Origin of the sequence: Winogradskyella endarachnes (assembly GCF_009741275.1) — a bacterium.
Lineage (GTDB): Bacteria > Bacteroidota > Bacteroidia > Flavobacteriales > Flavobacteriaceae > Winogradskyella > Winogradskyella endarachnes.
Window position 1 is genome coordinate 24,673 of record NZ_WOWS01000005.1, and the last position, 24,271, is coordinate 48,943.

Here is a 24,271-nt window from a genome sequence, read left to right on the forward strand (position 1 = left end):
AAGCCTAAATCATCACCATGACAATTAGAAATTACATTACAATTCTTTTAATATTTATTTCATCTACAATTATCTCCCAAAATAGATTTGATTCTGTTGAAATTAAATCTATAAAATTAACTGAACACACGTATATGCTTGAAGGCGCCGGAGGAAATATTGGAATTTCCATTGGAGAAGACGGCGTTTTTGTAATAGATGATCAGTTTGCTCCACTATCTGATAAAATATTGGCAAGCATAAAAAAACTAAGTGATAAACCCATCAAATTTTTAGTAAATACGCATTTTCATGGTGATCATACTGGCGGAAATGAGAACCTTGCAAAAGCAGGAGCTACATTAATTGCACATGATAATGTAAGAAAACGTTTAACAGAAGTGCAAAAAGATGGTAGCAATAAACCAAAAGAAGCACTACCAGTAATAACCTTTAATGATAAATTAAACATTTATATCAATGGAGAAAGTGTAGCTATTTTTCACACTGAAAATGCACATACAGATGGTGATGCTATATTGTATTTTACCGAAAGCAATGTTTTACACACAGGAGATACGTATTTCAATAATCGCTATCCTTATATTGATTTAAATTCTGGAGGAAGTGTAGATGGTTATATTTCTGCAGTAAAACGTAGCTTAATGGTAATTAATGATGAAACAAAAATTATTCCTGGTCACGGTAAATTATCTAACAAACAAGAGTACAAAACATTTTTAACAATGCTAGAAAGTTTAAAATCTTCTATTCTAAAGGCAATTGATGAAGGTAAAACAGAAGACGATGTAAAAAACGACACTAGCATAACTAAAACTTATGATGATTTAGATTATGGAACAGGATTTATAAATAGTGAAAAAATAAGATTAACGTTTTACAGAAGTTTAAAAACAAAACAAAACGACTCTGAAGATTAAATATCGTTATACCAATTAAACAAATCGGTTCTTACCCCAAAACTAAACCAAACTGAACCATTACGAACCGTAGTTTCGTTAACCGTATCTGGGTTATAATCTCTGTAAATAATATTTGTAAATATTTTAAGGTTTGTGGTTGGATTTAACAGATAACCGGCTTGCAATTCTGCCATAAAACTATTGGTCTTATTTCCTTGTGCTATTTCAATGCCAGTATCGGCATTTCTATCATTATAATCTCTATAAATATCGCCACCATAAGAAAAATTATCTTCATCTGTATTATAATCTAAACCACGTTGACCAATTATCATCTTTGCATCACCAAACCATCTCTGGTAGTTATAACGACCAATTAATACAAACTCTCTAAAATTGGCTCCCCAAAGGTGTGCCATTGGCTGGTTAAAATGTCCGTAATTTAAAATTTGAGTGTTATGTGAATACGTATAAGGTCTCACCTGATTATATTCTGCTTGAAGTAATAAATTATTCACTTTAAATGCATTAAAATATTTTAGACCTAATTGATACCCAAATTTGTTTTTCCAACTTTTTTCTTGAGCTTTAATATCACTTAATGAAAATTCATCTAAAACAAATTGACCGTAAAGATTCACTTTATTATTCCATTTATATTTAGAGGTTAAACCCAATATGGCATTGCCAGCACCTTGACCGGTTTGAAACTCAATAGCTCTAAAAAAAATAATTGGATTTAAATAATTAACATCAAACCCTCTCCCATTGGTATCTGCCCACATAACAGATTCAAACAAACCAATGTTTAAACGTTTATTAACGTTCCAACTTAAATAATGATTTGCCATATATTTAGTTAAAAAAGCATCATCAACCACTACTTCTGGCCTAACGTCTTTTAGCCACATCCAAGTACTTGTATATTTAATTTTCCAAAACGTAGCATTAAGTTTTAAAAATGGATAAGGGCTCGCCACGTCACTTTGCAATAAAGAACGGTAACCATCGCCTATAAAGTTTTTACCATGACCAAACTGAATATTTAAAAAATCAGCCGGTGTGTAAGACATATACGCTTCGGCAACAGGGTAATCATAAGCATCATCCTTAAAACGTTTTGCTATACCACGACCAGGAATAATTGCAGGATCTGGCCCAAAGGCTTTTAAACTTTCTGCATATTGATTAAAATATTGTGCAAAACGTCCTTGACTTTCGTAAACAGAAGCTGTTAAATTAAATCGTTTACCTAAACCTGCTTGTATATTAATACCTCTTGTATTATTCCATGTTGAATTAAACTCAGCATCAGTATCTGTGTCTTTCCCTATTTGAAGGTCTAAAATTGGATCCACCGTAAACCAATAATCTTTACCTTGCACTTCTACCAAATGCTCGTTATATAATTTTTTACCAAACCAAGAATTGGTATTTTTTGCTAAACTTTCTTTTTCTGCTTTAATATTATAATAGCGAGCAACATCACTATACACAAAAGGTTTAGCACCTGTATGGCTATTAGTACCAATAGCATTCATTTCTTGATCGAAACGCGCGTAATACGAATGTGTAAAAGGAATATTTAATTGGCTAGAATATTCTAGTTTTTCATAAGGCTTTAACTCTTTTTCAATTTGATCAAACTCATTAGACAAGGTTGCATTTAAAGTTTCATTTTCAGTTAACGCAACGTTGTTTACAGATTTAACTTCCATTTTTTTAGGCGCTACTAATGGAATCGTTAAAGTGATACTATATTGAGTAAAGGTAGGATTACCGTTATAGGTTGCAGGTGTAATTTTAGGCAGTAAATTAAATACACGTTCGCTTTCAGTTTTTAATTCGTCATAAATAGCATCAACGTAGATAACTTTAAAATTACCTTCCTTATTAACTTCAAACAATAATTGTACATCACCTTTATAAGAATCGTCTTCTACTATTTGAGGTACTTTAAAATTCTCATATATAAATGTATTTAACGTAAAATTGAAACAAGATTTTAATTGATCTACAGCTACAGAATCACAGGCTTTAAACACTGGAGGTTTTTCATAAGATGAAAATGATTGTGTATAACCTAAAGTGGTTGTTAATAGAATAACCAGCAACAAAATGCGCTTCATAAAAAAGAAAATTTTAAAGTGCGAAAGATACTCAATTTTTTTAGTATACTTAACTCGGAAACGGTCATAAAAAAACCGCTATTATAAGAATAACGGTTATAAACTATTAAGAATTTAAAGTAATTTAGTTTCTAATTTCAAACACAATTGGGAGTGTATAAATTACACCTACAGGAATATTGCGCTGTAAACCTGGTGCCATTTTAGGAATTTTATTAATTACTCTATTTGCCTCTTTTTCTAGAGCTGAATGTGGTCCTTTAATTTTAATATCTGTAATGGTTCCATTTTTATCAATTGTAAATTGCGTATGGATTCTTTGTCTTCCCGAAAGACCATATTTATAACCTATATCAGTATTAAATTTATTATTTATTAGTTTAGTAATTCTTTCAGACATACATTTTTTTCGTTTATTATTGGTTTTATACTTCTCGCAACCAGGATATACAGGTACTTTCTCAATTGCTACAAAAGGTATATCATCCAATTCTGTTGGCTCATCTATAACATTTATTTCTCCAACTTTCACAGGATCTGAAGAAACAACTGGGTCTGTTTCTGTTTTAATAATGGTTTTTATCACAGGTTGATCATCTTCTACAACTTTAACGACATCTGTAATTTTAACACTTGGCGTAGACTCAGAAGCTTTTGGTTTAATAACCTCCTCTACAAAAGGCGGCACATAATCTATGATGACGGGATCTACCTTAGCGGTATCATCTTCAATTAAAACAAATTTTTTCTCTTGAAATTGCATTTCAAAAAGAGCATAAGTACCCAATAAACAAAGTATCAACCCTATTTGAAAATAAAGGGTTGAGTTTTTTTGTAAATTTGCATCGTGCTTTTGTGATTTCTTTACTTCAGTAGTGCTCTGACCAGCAAAACCGAAGTCTTTTTTAGAATTTTTCATAATACTATTATTTAAATGTTAATATTATGTCAAAGTCACAATAAGCATACCAAAACGAAAATCCCGTCCAATTAATTTTGAACGGGATTTTTATATGGTATATAAAAAGTCTATGCTTAGTCTTGTACTTGAAATACAATTGGAATAGAGAATGGCATTACTACCGCTTTACCTCTTTGCTTTCCTGGTTTCATTTTAGGTAACTGACTAATAACTCGTTTAGCCTCTTTTTCTAATCCAGGGTGAGGACCACGAGCAACGATACTTGAAATGTTTCCTGATTTGTCTACTTTAAACTGTACAAAGATTCTCTTTTTTCCTGGAGGTAATCCTAAGTCACTAGCTAAATCTGTATTAAACTTTTTTCCGATGAATTTGTTCACCTTTTCATTCATACAAGCTTTTTTTGCAGCGTTACCTTTCTTTTTTTCACAACCCGGAAAAACAGCCACATTTTCAATTACGTTAAATGGTACTTCTACCTCTTCTTCAACCTCAACTACTTCTACTTCTTCAATTTCAACAATTTCTGTTTCCATTTCAGTTTCTGTAGATTCAATCACAGTTTCTTCAACCTCTACTTCATCTTCAACAACTTCTATAACTTCTGGAGCTGCAGGTGGTGGCGGTGGTGGCGGTGGTGGTGTTGCAATTTGCTCTGTGACTGGTGCTTCTTCTATTAATTCATCATCTAAATTAAGCGAATCAACCACGATATCACTCTTATCATATGTTTTATAATTTATCGCCATATAAGTAATGCCTAACATTAAAAGTAGACCAACAGCAAAATACAATGAACTGTTACGACTGACGTCCGATTTCGGATTTTTTTTAAGTTCCATAGAGTTTTAGTTTATTATAACAGTGCTAATTTAAATAAATAATAGTAAAAAAAGCAATGCTTTATGTTATTTTAATTTATACACATTTATTTGTACAGCAATTAACGTACCAAACATTGCCCCTAAACCATTTGCTATTAAATCGTAAGTATCATATGTTCTATTAGGATTAACAAGATATTGAAGTAACTCTAAAATAAATCCTAGAAATGCTGACAAAAAAAATACAACAAATGGTATATATCTAGTTTTAAACGGCTTATATGTACTAGTCCATAAAAATGCTAAACCTGTATATGCGACTATGTGATAAATTTTATCATCAAATGAAGACCCTAAACTAGGCACAGCTTTAAGGGTTATTAAACTCGCAATAATTAATGTCAACGTGTATAGTATTGACGCAGGTAATAGTATTTTTTTAACCACTAATTAGTGCTTTATAATCTTCTGAAGATAATAAACCATCTATTTGAGAAGCATCAGAGAATTTTAACTTAATCATCCAACCATCACCATAAGGGTCTGTATTTACTTTTTCTGGTTCATCTTCTAACCCTTCGTTAAATTCTGTTATTTCACCAGATAATGGTAAAAATAAATCTGAAACTGTTTTTACTGCTTCAACAGTACCAAATACTTCTTCAATATCTAAAGTTTCATCTAAGGTATCTACTTCTACATATACTATATCGCCTAATTCACTTTGTGCAAAATCTGTAATACCTATGGTAGCAACATCGCCTTCAATTTTAACCCACTCATGGTCTTTGGTGTACTTTAATTCTGATGGTATATTCATTTTTATTCTATTATATTAGTAATACAACAAATGTAATTTTTTAAAACTTTCAATTCAAGTTTAATTACCAAAATTATAGCGTAATGTAATTCCGGTTCTTAAAGATGTTTGAGGGTAAGATGTTGATATAGCAAAATCTGAGAATGTGTAATCAAAATAGAAAATACCAGTAAGGTTTTTACTAAAGGCATAATCTGCTGTATATTTTAATCCCCAAATTGTTTGACCTGCTGTTATTTGATTATTCTCTATATCTAAATATCTAATAATTGTTTTATTGTCTCTAACTGAAATATCTGCCTGCATATTTAAATCGCTTACAATTATCTGCTTTGGTCCTGCAAGTTGTGATCGTATTCTTAAGTCTTTAAATCTATAACCTAATCCTAGTGTATATTCTTTACCTTGAATTTCTGTCATTAAATTATTATCAAAACTTAAAGATAAAGTTCTATCGGTTTTAATTTCTGCTAATACTTTTATAGAATTTTTCATTTCAAAATCTAAACGCATTAACGGACTAAATTGCTCTTCTAAGTTTATGTTACTATATAGTGTTTCGCTTTTATAATTACCAGAAGCATCTAAAGCATCATCTGGCTGATCAACGTAAGCTTCATTGCCATCTCCCGCTGTATAATCTAAATTAGTAATAAATTGATTTACTGTATAACTAGACCTGTAACCATGCTGAATAGAGAAACGTCTAAAGGTTTTTTTAAACCAAGGAATATTCATTAAACCAGTATATTTTAACGTCCAGTTAGGAATTGGTATATCTCTAAATGCACCTGTACTTACCTTATCTGGATCGGTGCCTTGGTAGGCGGATAAAAATGCAGGCAATAATACACGTTGGCTTGTTTTACCAAAACCTTCTGGGTAACCTTCTGCATCTACGTTATATGGCGTATCTCCATAAAATTCTCTCGCCAAACGATTTGCTATAACTAGCCTGTTAGCTCTAAAATCATCAAAGGTTTTTGATTGATTTTCGTCACTAGCATTAAATGCTGTTTTTAATAAAACTGTTGAAATATTAAAGTTTCCGTATGAATTGGTAATTAACTCTTCGTACGTATCACTTAAGCCGTCTAAATCTTCATCAATGGCTTGGAAACTTTCAGATAAATTTTCAGCAAATGTTCTGTTACCTGTAAGATCAATTTTTAAATTCCTCATCGGTTCTAAATTCGCAGAAAACACTAATGATGTATTTTTTACTTCTGTATATTGCTCATTTAGACTAGGAAAAATAGATAACCAACCATTTCTAGCTGCCAAATCTCTAATATCTTGCTGACTACCAAACGTATAACCAATAGTTGGTTTTAAAGTCCCAACAAAACCTGGCGATTCTAAATATCCAGGTAAATATGTTCCGTTATTTTCGGTATAGCCAAGTTGAATACGTTTTACCATAGTCACAATATCTACAAAAGTATTATATGCTTTTTTACCTGCGCTAAGTTTGTTAGCATCTTTATCTTCGCCTTCTTTTTTTGTAGCAACAGTTCTGCTTCTAGAACTAACTTCTCTTGTACGTCCTCTACTATTTCGTTTTTTACCTTTTCTTACCAAACCAATGGTTTTATATAAGGTTTCCATATTAAATGTAGAGTTAATATTATGGGTGTTAGAGTTCTGAATGGAGTGCCCAAGATTATATGTTACACCATCAACTTCTAAATCTTCATATAAATCTGAACCTTTTTGCCATTGAAAAGAACCATTATAAGAATATGTTGTTCTTAAAAAACTTAAAGCAGGAATTTTATATAATGGTAGTTCATAATTAACCTGCAATGATTGAGTTTGGTAATTTGGGTCTCCAAAATCAAAAAAACCATCCCATACATCTAACTCCGGATCTTGGCTACCAGAAAGATTATTATCTATAAAATAATTACGTACAATATTTGTATTAGATGCCGAAAAGTTAATACTTAATGCATCTGTAAGATTATAATTTAGTGCATATTGAAAATCGAAAGTGTAATTTCTGCTAAATAATTCCTCTAAACCAATATCATCACTAGATAATTCTACTTCCCTAAATTTTCGTTTACTAAATTGTCTATTAATGTCTGTGTTAATACTAAAACTAGATGGTAATAGATTTAAATTAAAATCTTTTAAAATCTTCCAATTCTTACCGGTGAATAAAGAATCATTCTTTTTAAAAGGTTCAATTTTTAAAGGCTCAAAAGTATAGTTATAATTTGCACCTGCCCTTACCGTTTGATCTAAAGACCTTTCTATTTCAAAATCGCGTTGTTCTACTTTATTATAAGAATAATTAAGCGTAAGATTTTCTATATCGTAAAAATGCTTTTTAGCTTCACCTGTCTTTAGTTTTCTTACACCAATAAAATTTATACTTTTCCGTTTTGTATATTCTTCGGATTGGCTTGCAATTAAATCTTCTTCTTCTTCGGTTTCTGCTGCATCAATACGAGATTCTAAGGTAAGATCATCGTAATATGCATCGTATTTTGGTGTTACTAACTCTTCACTTTGGGAATAATTAAAAGGTAACTGAACACCCCATTTTTTTGGTAGTAATTGACCTAATTGAATGTTTGTTGTTACATCATAAGACTGAACGTCTTCTAAACTACGTTCGCTTGGACCTTCTTCAATACCGCCAAAACCAATAGTACTTTTAGAACCTGTGGCGCTAATATCTGCAAAATCTGCAATATTAGTGTCCATGCTTAAAACCGCAGCCCAACCACCTTCATTTTCTAATCCAGACATCCTAAGTTCATTAAACCAAACCTCTCCACAAGCCGTGTCGTTATTTATTGAGGTACCAGAGTTTTTAACACCTACCATTAAAACTCTTATATCTCCATAACTAGGATTTCCTTTTATTGAAATACGTTGTTGTTTAATACCGCCAGATATAACATCTAAAAAGTCAACATTACCATTTGCTAAGGGTTCTTCATTTAATTCACCATCAACAATATTATAATATGTAGGTTCTTCATCTCCCAAAGTACCTGCAGCAATACCGAGGGATTTAATGGTTTGTAAATACTCTAAAGGCAATGTAATTTCATTTTCCTCAGGCCACATTTGTTCTTCGGCAGAACCTGTTGCGTCGTCTGTTGTTAAAAGCGGAATTTCTATTTGGTAATAATTGTCTGTAAAATCATTACCCATTCTTATGAAACCAACTAATTCGCCAGAATCTAAACTAGAGCCTTCTTGAGCCTCAGCATGTAAAAACATACGCAAATTGTTGTATTGGCGCATATCTAAATTAATATTTTTATAAACCCCTTTTAAGTCCGTTGGCTCTAAATCACAAACATTAACTACTAATGATTGTTCATTTTCTCTAACAATGGTATTATTATTATTTAACTCTTCTCGCTCAATACCTGGAGGCGATTCATAATCTCCATCATTTTCTTCAATACCAACCGTACTTACATTAAACTCTGCATTTGGACTATCATTGGTAGTGTCGTTATCTAAGTCAGCGGTATAACGAATCCAATCACTTCTTACTAAGTCTAAGCTTGCAAAACGAAGTACTGTGTTTTCATTAAATTCTTTAAGATATAACCTTGCAAAACGCATTGATCTAATATCTGAAATACCACCTATTGCATCTGTAGGTTCATCTATTGGAATTCTAAATTGGTACCAAGTAATATCATCTCTTACTTCTCCATTAGGAAGGGTTACCTCAACATTTTCTTTTCTGTCGTAAATTAATGGATTGGTGGGATCGTTAAGTTGAGCTGGTGTAATTTCAATTTCATACTCATAGTAACTATCAATAGTATTCATTGTATTATCTCTATTGATATCTTCTACATCTGGCTGTGTTGTAGAACCTCTATTTGTATCTGTAAATACATCTGGCGAATTGCCTTCTGTACCATTATACTTTTTATAACGTTCTAAAATATTTCCGTCTGTATTTAAATAATACTCATAATTATCGTTTGCAGGATCTTCTCCAAACTGAACTCCAAATTCTGCAATTTCTTCTGCATCATCATAACCATCATATCCAACATCTTGGTTGTCTCTTTGATCACCTGTTGTATCAAACGTATATATTAATGATTGATTTTCTGGCACTACACCACCAAATACAGTTGGTGTTAATAATGAAATATCACCATCTTCTGGTAGGCCATTTTCATATTGTTTTTTACCATCGCGCAATACATCTTCAGAAATATTACCAAGGTTAATTAATAATTTTCCACCTTGGTTGGTTGGACTATCTAAAAATGGATCTTGAATCCAAAATTCTATATACTCTACGTTGGCTTGCTCAAAATCAGTAGATGTTAATTGCCTAGTAATCCCAGCCCAACGCTGGTCTGGTGAAACAGTCCCTTGTAATTCTTCTGGATCAAAATTATAAGGACCACGTTCTCCAGGATAGTATGCTAAATCTAACGTATTAATTACAGTAGTTTGTCCTTGTACAATATCCGTTTCTGGGAAAATTTCTTCAATAAAAATACGTCTTGTATTTAAATCAGAAATATCATCATCATCAATTTCACTTGGTGCTAGGCTACCATAAAAAATAGGATCAATAGTATACCAGTTTAATAAACCTCTACCATAACCGTTATCTATACCCTTATTATCACTACCATTTATTGTTGAAGGTAAATCTACAGGTCTACTAGATAAATACCAAGACAAAGGACTTAATAAATCTATAGAACCTTGGGTTCCTTCAAAATCATCTATATAAGCTGTAGCTTCATCATTAAAATCTGTTCCGTTTGGAGCACCTGGTAACAAATATGCAAATTCTCCTCTAACAGATAAGTTAGAAGGTACATCTGTATCTATATTTGGAAGTTTGTTTGCAAGTCTTGTTAAGAATGGTACTTCTGTAGAATAATTACCGTTAAATCCAAAAATGGTGTTATTTATTGACTCTGATCCGTAATTAGCCTTTTGCGTAACTGGGCGTTCACTTAAATTTAATAACGTAGCACCTAAAACAAAATTCTCATTGAATTGATGCTCTACATTTATACCTGCAAATCGCTTAGTTTGCTGACCAAAAACAGAATTATTTTCTACAGAAACCTCAATTGGTGTATCTGATGCTTTTAAAGCTTCATCTAAAATTTCTACTTGGCCTAATTGGTAGTTTACTGTATAATCTATACCCTCTACTAAAACACGACCACCTGCACTAACCGTAACGGAACCTCTTGGCACATTAAACGCACCTAAGGAAATGGCACCATCACTTCCACTACTGGTATACGTACCTTTTATTTCAAACTTATTTTTATCGGATTCGTCTAAGGCATCGGTTTTTGTAGATTTATATAATCTATCGTAAACGTATTTTTTTTGGTTTTCATTATAGCCTACTTCGGTGTCAGTGATATCCTCATAATCTGCCTCATTATCATTATCATTACCATCATCATCTAAAACATCAAATAGATAACGACCAAACGGTTCTACTTTGGTAAAAATAATTTTTCCATTCTGGGCTAAAATGGTTGTCCCTTCTTCAAAATCAAAAAAGCCATCACCTCCTTCTTGGGGATCGCCATTTGAGTTTAATTTATCTAAATGAAACAAGCGTATTAATGGTGTTTCATTAATTACCGTATCATCGCCAGGAACATTTGGCGTATTACTATCAAAAAGTGGGAATTCTGTACCTTCAACCGGTGTAATATAATTAAGGGAAGAAGACTCTGTGTAGAAAATATTTAGTTTAAAATCATCCTCACTAATACTATAAGCACCAGTATCGTAAATATTTTTCATCATTAAATCCCAAATCGGTTCTTCAACAGATGTTACAGCGCTTTTTAACATTTTAAGAATTAAACTCTGGCTATTAACCACCTCTGTTCCTGTAGAGGAATCTACTGATGTTGCATCTACACCGTCATTAGCAAATTCACCAACTTGATAAACTACGCCTCCAACTGTATATTGAAAAGCAACACCTAAAACTTCGTCATTTAATAAGCGTTGACTTAAGGAAATGTAACCTAAATCTGAATTTAAAACGTAATCTTGATTTTCTGTTAATTTTCTCGCAGATTCTAACTTACCATAATCAAAACCTTCATCCATACTAACAGATATTCCTTCTTCAACAGTACTAACATCTCTTACTAAACTGGTTAAAATGGAACCTGCTCCACCAATATTTGTAGGATCTAAATCATTGTTTTCATTATCTGGACGTGCGTTAGGATTATTTATAAAACCAGCAGGAAGAGGATCGTCTAACCCAATATTATCAGCTTCGGACTCACCTAAATCTTGAAACGCAACGACATTTCTAACATTTTCAGTTTGATTAATTCTATTGGTTACCCAAACCTCTATTCTTGTTATTTCTAGACCATCATTGTTTATAAAAGGATAATTTAATAATGCATCGTTATAATTATCTCTAAAATAATGCGCTAAGAAAAAGTGTCTGTTCTCATCATAATCTCTCGCAAAAAACTCAAACTCTTCTACAGTTCCTCCTCCTTGTGCGGTTACTGATTTAGACTCGGATTGTTGCTCAGAAAAAACGGCTGTTACTCTAGTTTTACCAAATTGTAGTTCCGTCTTTACACCAAATAAACTTTGTGCACCAGTTATAAGTGAACTATTGAGAGGCATACTTACATTACCAACTTCAATTTTTCTAATAATATCATCTTCTGTTGGTGTGTATTCTAATTTTACAACTTGTTGAAAATCGAAAGTCGCTTCGGTATCATAATTAGCTGTGACTTGAAGTCTTGTACCTACTTTTCCTAGTAAACTTAAACTTATTCTTTGGTCAAAATCAAAAGTAAAATTTGTTCTGTTTTGTGGTGAAAGTGTTGGGTTATCTTGTTTTGAAAACAAAACACCTAAATCTACTTCTACCGAACCTTGAGGAATAATATTTATGGTATTACCACCAAAAATACTTTCAAACAAACCAGAATTAACATAAAACTCTGGTAATAAATTTTTCTGATCTTCTTCTGAGCCCTCTTTTTGTCCGGCCTTGGCATCAGCCATTTTCTTATAATAAGCTTTAAGCTTTTCTTCTAATACTAATTTTTGAAATTCTTCTGCTGTTAATATTAATGGATAATTAATATTAAAATTTCCTATTTTTTCAGTGTAAATGTAACGGTCTAAAATCGGATCATACGTATATTTTGAAACTATACTATTTGGATTTGGCATGTTTAACTTACCAAATGAAAATGTTGTAATTGTGCTATCTTGTTCGGTTTCTTGCTCTGTTTGTTGAGCCATTATTGAATTACTTATTAGCATAAGAAATGCTAATACAAAATAAAACCTATAGGATAAAGCGCGATTATAGTTAGTTGTATTCAATTGCATTATAAGTTTTTTAGAGCTTCTTTTATAATTTGCTCCACTTGGGCGTCTGGTTGGGCTTGTAAAATTTTATCGACTACTTTTTCGGATTGTTTTTTATTAAATCCTAAAACATCTAAAGCTGATAACGCTTCATCTTTGTTAGTATTGTTTGGTGTAAGAGAAAGTTCGTCTAATCCATAAACTTTTAACACTTTATCCTTTAAATCAATAATAACGCGCTGTGCTGTTTTTAGACCAATTCCTTTAACGCTTTGTATTAAAGAAACATCTCCTCCTGCAATTCCTTCCTTTACTTGATCTGGTGTTAACGAAGACAACATAGTACGCGCTGTATTTGCACCAATACCACTAACAGATACTAATAAAACAAATATTTCCCGTTCCATTTTAGATGAAAATCCATAGAGACTTTGAGAATCTTCTCTAACCTGAAGGTAGGTATAAAGTTTTACATGTTCTTTATCCGGAATTTGAGAAAATGTATGAAAAGAAATATTAATAAAATACCCAACACCATTGCAATCTATAACAACGTCTGTTGGATTTTTTTCTACTAGTTTACCTTCAATATGTGTAATCATCTATAACGGAAGTTAAAAACCCAAAAGTAATAAAATTATTTTCATTAAAACATCACCCAAATCCTAATAAAATCAGTGATTAATGTTGCTTTCTATCGCGCTCTTGAGCATCAATTACAGAAATCGCTGCCATGTTTACAATTTCATCTACACTTGCACCTAACTGTAAAATGTGTACAGGTTTTCGCATTCCCATCATAATAGGACCTATAGATTCTGTATTGTTTAATTCTTTTAATAATTTATAGGTAATATTTGCGGCATCTAAATTTGGAAACACTAAAGTATTTACCTTTTTACCAGCTAATTTTGAAAACGGGAAAATATCTTGAAGTAATTTTGAATTTAAAGCGAAATCGGTTTGTAATTCGCCATCCACAATCATTTCTGGATAAGCCTTGTGTAAATAAGATACGGCCTCTTTTACTTTTTCTGCTCTAGGATTGTCTGAAGACCCAAAATTAGAATACGAAATCATTGCTGTAACAGGTTCAATTCCAAACATTTTTGTAACTCTAGCTGTCATCCTAGCAATCTTAGCCAAATCTTTAGCGTTGGGATCAATATTTATGGAAGTATCACTTAAAAACATTGGACCACGTTGTGTCATCATTACGTTTGTTGTTGCCACCCTTGCAACACCATCTGCCATACCAATTAATTCTAACATTGGCTTAACTACTGAAGGATAATTACGAGAATACCCTGTAATTAATGCATCTGCATCGCCTTCGTTAACCATCATAGCAGCGTAATAATTACGCTCTCTCATTTTCTTTTGTGCAGAATAAACAGTTACGCCTTGTCTTTTACGTTTTTCCCAATAAGCTTTTGCATAGTCATTTTTACGATCAGTTTCTTCATCTGACTTAGGGTCTATAATTTGAACATCAGCATCAAACTCAATTTCTTCCATTAACTTAACAATCGCATCTTTTCTACCTAACAAAATTGGTATAGCTACACCTTCATCATGTGTAATTTGTGCTGCTTTTAACACATCTAATTGATCTGCTTCTGCAAACACCACTCTTTTAGGGTTTGTTTTTGCTCTACTGATAAGCATTCTTACCAATTTATTATCAGAACCTAAACGCTCTAACAACGAATTTTTATAACGGTCCCAATCTTCAATAGACTCTTGTGCTACTCCACTTTCCATAGCGGCTTTTGCAACTGCTGGTGGAACTTCGGCTATTAATCTAGGATCAAAAGGTTTAGGAATAATATAATCTTTACCAAATGTTAAACGTGTTTCTGCATAAGCAATATTTACTTGTTCTGGCACAGGTTCTTTTGCTAAATTAGACAACGCTTTAACAGCTGCCATCTTCATTTCTTCATTTATTTTTGTGGCTCTTACATCGAGTGCTCCTCTAAAAATAAATGGAAATCCAAGAACATTATTAACTTGGTTAGGATGATCACTACGGCCAGTTGCCATTATAATATCTTCTCTTGTATCTATGGCTAACTGATAATTTATCTCAGGCACCGGATTTGCCATTGCAAATACAACCGGATTAGCAGACATTGATTTTAGCATCTCTGGTGTAACAATATCTGGTTGAGACAAACCTATAAACACGTCAGCATTTTCCATGGCTTCGCTTAACGTATCTATTTTACGATGTGTAGCAAATTCTGCTTTTTGAGAGGTAAGGTTATCTCTATCTTTTCTTATAACTCCTTTACTATCGAGCATTACAATATTCTCACGGCTAGCTCCACATGCTTGGTATAATCTTGTACAAGAAATGGCTGCTGCACCAGCACCACTCACTACTATTTTTACATCTTCAATCTTCTTTTCTGCAATCTCTAAAGCATTTATTAATGCTGCTGCTGATATTATTGCAGTACCATGTTGATCATCGTGCATTACAGGAATGTCTAATTCCTCCTTTAATCTGCGTTCTATTTCAAATGCTTCAGGTGCTTTTATATCCTCAAGGTTAATTCCACCGAATGTTGGTGCAATATTTTTTACAGTTTCTATAAAAGTATCTACATCTTCTGTGTCTACTTCAATATCAAAAACATCAATATCTGCAAAGATTTTAAAAAGTAAACCTTTACCTTCCATTACTGGTTTTGAGGCTTCAGGTCCAATATTTCCTAATCCTAAAACAGCTGTTCCGTTAGAGATTACAGCAACTAAATTTCCCTTAGCTGTGTATTTATAAACATTGTTAACGTCTTTTTCAATTTCTAAACAAGGCTCTGCTACACCAGGTGAATAGGCTAAGGATAAATCGCGCTGCGATGCATACTTTTTTGTAGGTACAACTTTTATCTTTCCTGGTGTTGGTTTGGCGTGATATACTAAGGCTTCTAGGCGTTTGCTTTGTTTGCTCATAATCAAATTTAAATAAGCAATAAAGGTACAAAATTAAGCTTTTAAATTAATCTTTCAGATAGTTAATATTACGTTTCAAGCCAGAAAATTTAGTTCGTTTCACCGCAGATTTCTGAAACACTTTTTTAAACGTATCTTCTGTTATTTCCTCCCATTCCTTTTTGGTCATATCTAATATCTCAGGATGTGGATTAAATAAGGGTTCGTTATGAGGTTTAGAAAATTTATTCCAAGGGCAAACGTCTTGGCAAATATCGCAGCCAAACATCCAATCATTAAATTTGCCTTTAAATTCTGTTGGAATATTTTCTTTTAGTTCTATGGTAAAGTACGAAATGCATTTGCTACCATCTACCACGTATGGTTCTGTAATGGCTTCTGTTGGGCAAGCATCTAAACAAGCCGTACATGTTCCGCAATGATCCGTAACTGGTGTGTCATAGTCTAGTTCTAAATCAATAATTAATTCGGCAATAAAATAGAATGAGCCTACTTGTTGTGTTAATAGGTTAGAGTGTTTACCTATCCAACCCAAACCAGATTTTGCAGCCCAAGCTTTATCTAAAACAGGTGCAGAATCTACAAATGCGCGTCCTCCAACTTCTCCTATTTCATCTTGAATGAAATATAACAACGATTTTAGCTTATGTTTTATAACATGATGATAATCGTTGCCGTATGCGTATTTAGACAACTTGTAAGAGTCCTTTGTTTGAAATTCTGAAGGATAATAATTTAATAATAATGACACCACAGATTTTGAACCTTCTACTAATAAAGTTGGATCTAAACGTTTATCAAAATGATTTTCCATGTAGCGCATTTCGCCATTCATGTTATTATTTAACCAGCGTTCTAGTCTTGGTGCTTCTTCCTCTAAAAAACCAGCTTTACTGATGCCACAAGATAAAAATCCGAGACGCTTGGCTTCGGATTTAATTAATTCAGTGTATTTAGCTGTATTATTATGCATTATATGCGCTCTTCAAACTTTAAAAAAGCGTTTTTTGGTTTTAGTGTAATTAAAGGTGTTATTTCTATAGCTTCAAAATCTGGGATAATTTTATAGTTATGCACTAATTCAGAAATAGCAATTATCATCTCAAACATGGCAAAATTGTTTCCGATGCATTTTCTTGGTCCTGCTCCAAATGGAAAATATTGTGATGAAAACTTTCGACTACCTTCGCTAAATCGTTCTGGTAAAAATGTGTTTGGTTGTTCCCATAGTTTTGGATTACGATGCATTTCGTAAACTGAAAATAATAAATTTGATCCAGCTTCAAATTCCATATCATTAAATGAATCTCGTTCTTTATTTACGCGATCTATAAAGTAAGCTGGTGGATACAATCGCATAGCTTCTTCTATAACTTGCTGGCAAATTTTTGACTTTGTCACCAAATCCATTAGGTCATTAGACTCTTCTTCCAATTTTTTACGCTCGTTATAAATTTTGTCTTGCCATTTTGGATGCAATGCTAATAATTGTGTTGTAAACGTTAATGCATTAGAGGTAGTTTCGTGACCTGCAGCAAATAGAATTAAGATTTCGTCTACGAGTTGTTCTTCTGCCATAGAAGAACCATCGTCGTACTTTGCATCTAAAAGCATATCTAACAAATCGTGCTCTTTTGTTTTAGAAATACGCCTGTTGTTTACAATGTGTTTTAAAATTTGTCTGGCTTGATCAGTTAAATCGGTATGTTTTTTAATTTCTCCACTAAAATTAAACCACCAACCTAAATATGGTTGACGCAATTCCTTAACCAACATTTTTTGTGTTTCCTCTGTTATGTTTTGAAGATCTGAAATATCTTGCTTATCAACAGCGATACTAAATAAAGATTTTACAACCGTTTGAAATGCTAAATCATTTAGGATTGGAAAAATGTCTATTACAACATTAGGTGTAATTCTTTTATATTCCGTTTTAATAGCATTTTCTATATTATTTAATAGATTTACTACTTGTTTTTTATGGAATGCCGGTTGAATTAGTTTTCGTTGTTTTTTCCAATGTTCACCTTCAGAGGTTAATAATCCTTTACCAACATACTTGACTAAATCTTCAGTTTGAATTTTAGATTTTGTATAGTTCTTCTGGTTTTTTTGAAGTACATATTCTGCCAAAGATGCATCACGAACAAAAATCACACTGTTTTTTAATCCAATTTTTAATCTGAACACATCACCTTTTTCTTCAAAGTTTTGATTATGAAACGGCAAAGGATTCTTCAATATATCTAAAGAATGCTTTAAGAATTTACGTAATGAAACCGATGGTATATTTTGTTCTTTATTCAAATTGAGGCTTTATTTTAAAACAAACCTCCTTGCGTTGGTCCTTTTATTTTACCTAAATGTTTGTAGGCTTGTTCTGTTACTTCACGCCCACGAGGTGTTCGCATTATAAAACCTTGTTGTATGAGAAATGGCTCGTAAACTTCTTCTACCGTTTCTGTACTTTCACTTACGGCTGTAGCAATTGTGCTAATACCAACAGGTCCTCCTTTAAATTTTTCAATGATTGTGGTTAAAATTTTGTTATCCATTTCATCTAAACCGTAGGCATCTACATTAAGCGCTTTTAATGCAAATTTGGCAATTTTAATATCTATTTTGCCATTACCTTTTATTTGCGCAAAATCTCTAACACGTCTTAATAAAGCATTCGCTATACGAGGTGTTCCTCTACTTCTACCAGCGATTTCTATGGCAGCCTCCATAGTAATTGGCATGTTTAAAATTGAAGCACTACGCTGTACAATAGTAGTTAATAATTCTGTTTTATAATACTGTAAACGACTACTAATACCAAAACGCGCACGCATTGGTGCTGTAAGTAAGCCAGACCTTGTGGTAGCACCAACTAAGGTAAATGGATTTAAATTAATTTGAACAGTTCTAGCATTTGGGCCAGACTCTATCATTATATCAATTTTATAATCTTCCATTGCAGAATACAAATACTCTTCTACGATTGGACTTAACCGATGAATTTCATCAATAAATAAAACATCACGCTCTTCTAAGTTTGTAAGTAATCCTGCTAAGTCACCTGGTTTGTCTAAAACAGGTCCTGAAGTTACTTTAATACCAACGTCCAATTCATTAGCTAAAATATGTGCTAACGTAGTTTTACCTAAACCAGGAGGTCCATGAAATAACGTATGATCTAACGCTTCATCCCTAAGATTTGCAGCTTTTACAAAAACCAGTAAGTTTTCTAATACTTGATCCTGACCTGTAAAGTCTTCAAACGATAAAGGTCTTAATTTCTTTTCAACATCCCATTCTTCTGGAGTTAAATTGTCGCTATTTGGGTTAAGGTTTTCGTTCATATTGAGTTCCGTTGAAAATAGGAATCTAATTAAGTTATATAAAAAAGTTCTGAATAAAGTTCAGCATTACTAAGCAGTCAAAACAAATATAATGAAAAAGCCTTTCTGAAAACAGAAAGGCTTTGATATTGTTTATCTCTATTTAAGAGTCTTATAATAAGAATTTAATGTTGTAATTCTTCTTCACCTTCTTTTAAAGGAACATTTTGAGGAACAAAATCAACATCATGACCTGGTTTGCTGTAATCATAAGACCAACGATATACTTGAGGTATAGCTCCTGGCCAGTTTCCATGAATAGCTTCAACAGGTGTAGTCCATTCTAAGGTTGTTGATTTCCAAGGATTCTGTTCTGCTTTCTTACCATAGAACATACTTGCAAAGAAATTATACAAGTATATAATTTGTGCAATACCACCAATGATAGCAAAAATTGTAATTACAACGTTAGCATTTGTTAAATCATCAAATAAAGGGAAATTTGAATTTGTATAATAACGTCTAGGTAAACCTGCCATTCCAATAAAATGCATTGGGAAGAAAACACCATAAGCACAAACAGCGGTTATCCAGAAATGTAAATAACCTAAATTCTTATTCATCATACGTCCATACATCTTTGGGTACCAATGATAAATACCAGCAAACATTCCGTATAGTGCAGAAATACCCATTACTAAGTGAAAGTGCGCAATTACAAAATATGTATCGTGAACATTAATATCTAATGCAGAATCTCCTAAAATTATACCTGTTAAACCACCAGTAATAAATGTTGATACAAAACCAATAGAAAATAACATGGCAGGATTCATCTGAAGATTACCTTTCCAAATGGTAGTAATCCAGTTGAAAGCTTTTACAGCAGAAGGTATAGCAATAAGTAATGTTGTAAATGTAAATACAGAACCTAAGAAAGGATTCATACCAGAAATAAACATATGGTGACCCCAAACAATAGTTGATAAGAAAGCAATTGCTAAAATAGAAGCAATCATGGCTCTATAACCAAAAATTGGTTTACGTGAGTTAGATGCCATAATTTCTGACACTAATCCCATTGCTGGTAAAATTACAATGTAAACTTCTGGGTGACCTAAGAACCAAAATAAATGCTCAAACAAAACAGGAGAACCACCTTGGTAATGTAATACTTCACCTTGTATAAATATATCTGATAAGAAGAATGAAGTTCCAAAACTTCTATCCATTATTAACAAAAGTGCCGCAGATAATAACACAGGGAAAGAAACTACACCAATAATGGCTGTTACAAATAATGCCCAAATTGTCAACGGCAATCTTGTCATAGACATACCTTTTGTACGTAAGTTAATTACAGTTACAATATAGTTTAAAGACCCTATTAAAGACTGCGCAATAAATATCGCCATTGATACCAACCATAAAGTCATACCTAAACCAGATCCACCAGATGCTGTTGGTAGTGCACTTAGAGGAGGATATATTGTCCAACCTGCTGCTGCTGGACCTGCTTCAACAAATAATGAGAATAACATAATCATACAAGACGCAAAAAATATCCAGAATGATAACATGTTTAAGAAACCTGATGCCATATCTCTTGCACCAATTTGTAATGGAATTAATAAATTACTAAAAGTACCACTCAATCCAGCGGTAAGAACAAAAAATACCATAATGGTACCATGTATTGTTACTAATGCTAAATATATATCTGCATCCATAACACCATCTGGTGCCCATTTTCCTAATAAGGCTTCAAATAATACATTAGGTTCTTCTGGCCAAGCAATTTGCATACGGAACATTATAGACATTAAAATCCCTATAATTCCCATAAATGTACCTGTGATTAAGTATTGTTTAGCAATCATTTTATGATCTAAACTAAATATATACTTAGTGATAAATGTTTCTTTATGGTGATGTACGTCGTGATCTTCTTCGTGACCGTGTGTATCTATAGTTGCTGACATAATCTAAATTATCTTTTTCTTAAAAAAAATTATTAATTTAATGAATTTGGAAAAGTTTTCTGCTCTTTCATCCAAGCATCAAATTCCTCTTGAGTTTCTACAATAATCTTCATCTGCATATTGTAGTGCGATTTACCACATATTTTATTACATAGTAACAAATAATCAAATTCGTATACTAACTCTTGTCCTGCCTCTTCAATTTCATCTTTTCTCTCTAATCTCAATTCATTAATATTCTTCACCTTTTCAACCATATCTTCGTTCTGACGCATATCTTCAGTGGTTACAGTCGGTGTAAAACTAAATTGTGTTACCATACCAGGAACACAATTCATTTGAGCTCTAAAATGAGGCATGTATGCAGAATGTAAAACATCTTGAGAACGCATTTTAAATACAACCGGTTTATCTACTGGTAAGTGTAATTCTGTTACAATAACATCGTCTACCGCATTAGGATCAGATTCATCAACACCTAAAATATTAGCACGATCAATATCAATTAATCTAACATTAGCTTTACCTAATACATTATCTGCACCACTGTAACGTGCTTTCCAACTAAATTGCTGAGCATATAATTCAATTACCATAGGATCTTCATCCTCATCAATTGTCATTATATCATTCCATGTAAATAAACCATATATAATTAAACCTGCTAAAACTATTACAGGTATTACAGTCCAAATAAATTCTAAAGTTGTGTTGTCTGCATAAAATAAAGCTTTCTTACCTTTTTCTCCACGGTACTTATAAGCAAAGAAATGCAAAACAAATTGGGTTGAAATTTGTACTATAAAAATTATTACCATTGAGATAACCATAAGATTATCTACTTCTACACCATGTTCTGATGCAGCATTAGACATTAATGGTAGATCTCCTAAATACCAAAAACTAAGTATTGTTATTAAATAAATAAAGATTAAAAATCCTATCATTAAATAACCATTGATTTTATTATCCTCATCATCAGCAATCTGAGAATTAGATGTGCCAACTTGAGCTAAGTCAAAAATCTTTACCATTTGCCATAAGGCAACAGCAACAAAGAGTACAATTATAATTGTTAATAAAGCAGTCATTATCGTTTCTGTTCTTTTTTTATATTAGTAATGGAAATGTTTACTTTCTTCAATAAACGGACTTCTTTTTGCCAATAATGGATATTTCCCTAAAGCCGTAAAGACTACGTATAAAAATATACCAGCAAAAAATAATATGGCTCCTATTTCAGGAATACCTATAAACCATCTATCTCCAACAGTTGCAGGCATAATCATATTAAAAATATCTAAATAATGACCACATAGTATCACAACTCCTGCCATTATAACAAACCAATTTACACGTTTAAAATCACTATTCATTAATAGTAAGAGCGGGAATATAAAATTCATACCAATCATACCAAAGAAAGGCAATTTATAATCTTCAATACGTGTTACAAAATAAGTTACTTCTTCTGGAATATCAGAATACCAAATTAACATAAATTGAGAGAACCATAAATAGGTCCAGAATACACTAAAACCAAACATAAATTTAGCTAAATCATGAATATGACTATCATTTACATGCTCTAACAATCCTTTAGATTTTAAATATATAGCAATCATAGCAATTACTGTAACTCCACAAACTAACATACCTGCTAATAAGTACCATCCAAATAAGGTACTAAACCAGTGTGGGTCTACACTCATTATCCAGTCCCAAGACATCATTGATTCAGTGTATATAAAGAATACTAAAAATGCAGCTGCAATTCTAAAGTTCTTTTTAAAATAACGGTTATCATCTGCATTATCTTGAGCGACTGAAAATTTCCTAGAAAAATGACGATATAATGACCAACCAGCTACGAAAATAATACCTCTAATAAAAAAACCAGTCTTATTTAACCAGCCAGATTTACCAGCAACTAAAGTATCATATTTATCACTATCTACATCTGTAATACCATCAGTTAACCAAACGAATAAATGACTATCTGCCGCGAAAGCAATTGCTAAAACTATTAAACCACCTGGTAAAACATAAGATGTTATACCTTCCATTACTCTAAATAATACAGGAGACCAACCAGCTTGCGCTGCGTACTGTACAGCGTAAAACGCTAATACACCTAAAGAAATCATAAAGAAAAAGAAAGCAGCAATATATAATGCCGAATATGGTCTATTATGTATTTGGTGTAATACATGCTCTTCATGACTCATGCCATGATCTTGTTCAGCATGTGAAGCACCATGAGCATCTCCACCATGATGATCTTCTACATGTAAAGCATCAGAGTTGTGAGAATCACTAGCATATGCATCACCATGGTGATCTTCGTTTGCTAAAAATTCAGTAATATTATCTTCAGTGACACTACTAGCATCAATAAAGCCGTAACTAATACCTAATAGTCCTAAAACTATTAAAACAATAGCACCAATTTTTAAACGATTTGAAATTTTATATTCCATTTATATAATCTTTATCTAAATCTTATTTTTCTAAATCTGCCTTAAGCTTCTCTACATACGCCACCACTTGCCAACGTTCGGTCTCATTCAATTGGTTAGCATAAGAACCCATTGTATTTTTACCATAGTAAAGCGTGTGGTAAATACTACCAGTTGTAATTGCACGTCCTACATCAGCATAACTTGGTACACCTAATATTTTTTCGCGTTGTACTAATTTACCCTTTCCATCACCTTTATTTCCATGACAAATACCACAATAAATATTATATAATGGTCCACCTACTTCATAATCTACCTGAGTAGAGTCTAAAGGATTCTTTAAATTAGCTTTTGCAAAAGCATAACCTTCATTTGTGTTTTCAATTTCGAAAGGCATAAAATCACCTCTTGGTATTGATCCTTCTGCAGGCAATTGCGCCTCTACACCATTACCAAATGCATCAGATTCTTGGTAAGTTTCATAACCTATCGACTCATACATATTAGGCATGTATTGATAGTTTCTACTAGACGTCTTTTGGCAAGAGACTAAACTAACTAATACAATTATAACTGTGCTAAACTTTGCTACTGTCTTCATA

The 24,271-nt window shown here is 32.5% G+C and carries 16 protein-coding genes; 1 reads left to right on the top strand and 15 read right to left on the bottom strand.

What is annotated here, in order from left to right; translation table 11 throughout:
- The first annotated feature begins 17 nt into the window (after positions 1-17).
- On the top strand, positions 18-920 hold the full coding sequence (locus tag GN138_RS12370) for an MBL fold metallo-hydrolase (RefSeq protein WP_157364317.1): 903 nt from the start codon (positions 18-20) through the stop codon (positions 918-920).
- On the opposite strand, the gene GN138_RS12375 is transcribed toward GN138_RS12370, so the two are convergent.
- From GN138_RS12375 to GN138_RS12445, 15 genes are all read right to left on the bottom strand, one after another.
- The gene (locus GN138_RS12375; RefSeq protein WP_157364318.1) at positions 917-3,031 is read right to left on the bottom strand and encodes a gliding motility protein RemB; all 2,115 of its coding nucleotides are present in this window, start codon (positions 3,029-3,031) and stop codon (positions 917-919) included. The two genes, GN138_RS12370 and GN138_RS12375, sit on opposite strands and share 4 nt — an antisense overlap.
- A gap of 124 nt (positions 3,032-3,155) precedes the next feature.
- Positions 3,156-3,950 carry an energy transducer TonB gene (locus tag GN138_RS12380; protein ID WP_157364319.1) on the bottom strand — a complete coding sequence of 265 codons (795 nt, stop codon included), beginning with the start codon at positions 3,948-3,950 and terminating at the stop codon, positions 3,156-3,158.
- A gap of 116 nt (positions 3,951-4,066) precedes the next feature.
- Positions 4,067-4,795, bottom strand: a complete 729-nt coding sequence (locus GN138_RS12385) for an energy transducer TonB (protein ID WP_157364320.1) — start codon at positions 4,793-4,795, stop codon at positions 4,067-4,069.
- Positions 4,796-4,861: 66 nt separating this feature from the next.
- A complete protein-coding gene (locus tag GN138_RS12390; RefSeq protein ID WP_197429348.1) occupies positions 4,862-5,182 on the bottom strand; it encodes a VanZ family protein in 321 nt (106 codons plus the stop codon).
- A gap of 34 nt (positions 5,183-5,216) precedes the next feature.
- On the bottom strand, positions 5,217-5,597 hold the full coding sequence (gene gcvH / locus GN138_RS12395) for a glycine cleavage system protein GcvH (protein WP_157364322.1): 381 nt from the start codon (positions 5,595-5,597) through the stop codon (positions 5,217-5,219).
- A gap of 60 nt (positions 5,598-5,657) precedes the next feature.
- The gene (gene sov, locus GN138_RS12400; RefSeq protein ID WP_449658206.1) at positions 5,658-12,956 is read right to left on the bottom strand and encodes a T9SS outer membrane translocon Sov/SprA; all 7,299 of its coding nucleotides are present in this window, start codon (positions 12,954-12,956) and stop codon (positions 5,658-5,660) included.
- 5 nt (positions 12,957-12,961) lie between these two features.
- A complete protein-coding gene (ruvA, locus tag GN138_RS12405; RefSeq protein WP_157364324.1) occupies positions 12,962-13,543 on the bottom strand; it encodes a Holliday junction branch migration protein RuvA in 582 nt (193 codons plus the stop codon).
- A 79-nt stretch (positions 13,544-13,622) separates the two neighbouring features.
- Positions 13,623-15,902, bottom strand: coding sequence for an NADP-dependent malic enzyme (locus tag GN138_RS12410; protein WP_157364325.1), 2,280 nt, complete (start codon positions 15,900-15,902; stop codon positions 13,623-13,625).
- 46 nt (positions 15,903-15,948) lie between these two features.
- Entirely contained in the window at positions 15,949-16,875 is a 927-nt protein-coding gene (queG, locus tag GN138_RS12415; protein WP_157364326.1) for a tRNA epoxyqueuosine(34) reductase QueG, read from the bottom strand.
- Positions 16,875-18,209: a cytochrome P450 gene (locus GN138_RS12420; protein WP_157364327.1), complete on the bottom strand. Its 1,335-nt coding sequence runs from the start codon at positions 18,207-18,209 to the stop codon at positions 16,875-16,877. The genes queG and GN138_RS12420 overlap by 1 nt, the downstream gene beginning before the upstream one ends.
- A gap of 14 nt (positions 18,210-18,223) precedes the next feature.
- Complete coding sequence (gene ruvB, locus GN138_RS12425) at positions 18,224-19,246, bottom strand: Holliday junction branch migration DNA helicase RuvB (protein WP_157364328.1); 1,023 nt, start codon at positions 19,244-19,246, stop codon at positions 18,224-18,226.
- 164 nt (positions 19,247-19,410) lie between these two features.
- The gene (locus GN138_RS12430; protein WP_157364329.1) at positions 19,411-21,207 is read right to left on the bottom strand and encodes a cytochrome c oxidase subunit I; all 1,797 of its coding nucleotides are present in this window, start codon (positions 21,205-21,207) and stop codon (positions 19,411-19,413) included.
- Between the two features lie 32 nt (positions 21,208-21,239).
- Positions 21,240-22,298 (bottom strand): cytochrome c oxidase subunit II, encoded by a 1,059-nt coding sequence (locus GN138_RS12435; RefSeq protein WP_157364330.1) that lies wholly within the window; start codon positions 22,296-22,298, stop codon positions 21,240-21,242.
- A gap of 24 nt (positions 22,299-22,322) precedes the next feature.
- Entirely contained in the window at positions 22,323-23,687 is a 1,365-nt protein-coding gene (locus GN138_RS12440; protein WP_157364331.1) for a quinol:cytochrome C oxidoreductase, read from the bottom strand.
- 22 nt (positions 23,688-23,709) lie between these two features.
- The gene (locus GN138_RS12445) at positions 23,710-24,270 is read right to left on the bottom strand and encodes a c-type cytochrome (protein WP_157364332.1); all 561 of its coding nucleotides are present in this window, start codon (positions 24,268-24,270) and stop codon (positions 23,710-23,712) included.
- Between the last annotated feature and the right edge of the window lies 1 nt (position 24,271).

Bases quoted from the DNA above. Each gene is read 5' to 3' on its own strand.
- ruvB (WP_157364328.1), bottom strand. From the start codon at position 19,246: ATGAACGAAAACCTTAACCCAAATAGCGACAATTTAACTCCAGAAGAA.
- GN138_RS12440 (WP_157364331.1), bottom strand. From the start codon at position 23,687: ATGGAATATAAAATTTCAAATCGTTTAAAAATTGGTGCTATTGTTTTA.
- gcvH (WP_157364322.1), bottom strand. From the start codon at position 5,597: ATGAATATACCATCAGAATTAAAGTACACCAAAGACCATGAGTGGGTT.
- GN138_RS12385 (WP_157364320.1), bottom strand. From the start codon at position 4,795: ATGGAACTTAAAAAAAATCCGAAATCGGACGTCAGTCGTAACAGTTCA.
- GN138_RS12375 (WP_157364318.1), bottom strand. From the start codon at position 3,031: ATGAAGCGCATTTTGTTGCTGGTTATTCTATTAACAACCACTTTAGGT.
- ruvA (WP_157364324.1), bottom strand. From the start codon at position 13,543: ATGATTACACATATTGAAGGTAAACTAGTAGAAAAAAATCCAACAGAC.
- GN138_RS12430 (WP_157364329.1), bottom strand. From the start codon at position 21,207: ATGTCAGCAACTATAGATACACACGGTCACGAAGAAGATCACGACGTA.
- GN138_RS12435 (WP_157364330.1), bottom strand. From the start codon at position 22,298: ATGACTGCTTTATTAACAATTATAATTGTACTCTTTGTTGCTGTTGCC.
- GN138_RS12445 (WP_157364332.1), bottom strand. From the start codon at position 24,270: ATGAAGACAGTAGCAAAGTTTAGCACAGTTATAATTGTATTAGTTAGT.
- GN138_RS12380 (WP_157364319.1), bottom strand. From the start codon at position 3,950: ATGAAAAATTCTAAAAAAGACTTCGGTTTTGCTGGTCAGAGCACTACT.
- GN138_RS12410 (WP_157364325.1), bottom strand. From the start codon at position 15,902: ATGAGCAAACAAAGCAAACGCCTAGAAGCCTTAGTATATCACGCCAAA.
- GN138_RS12370 (WP_157364317.1), top strand. From the start codon at position 18: ATGACAATTAGAAATTACATTACAATTCTTTTAATATTTATTTCATCT.
- queG (WP_157364326.1), bottom strand. From the start codon at position 16,875: ATGCATAATAATACAGCTAAATACACTGAATTAATTAAATCCGAAGCC.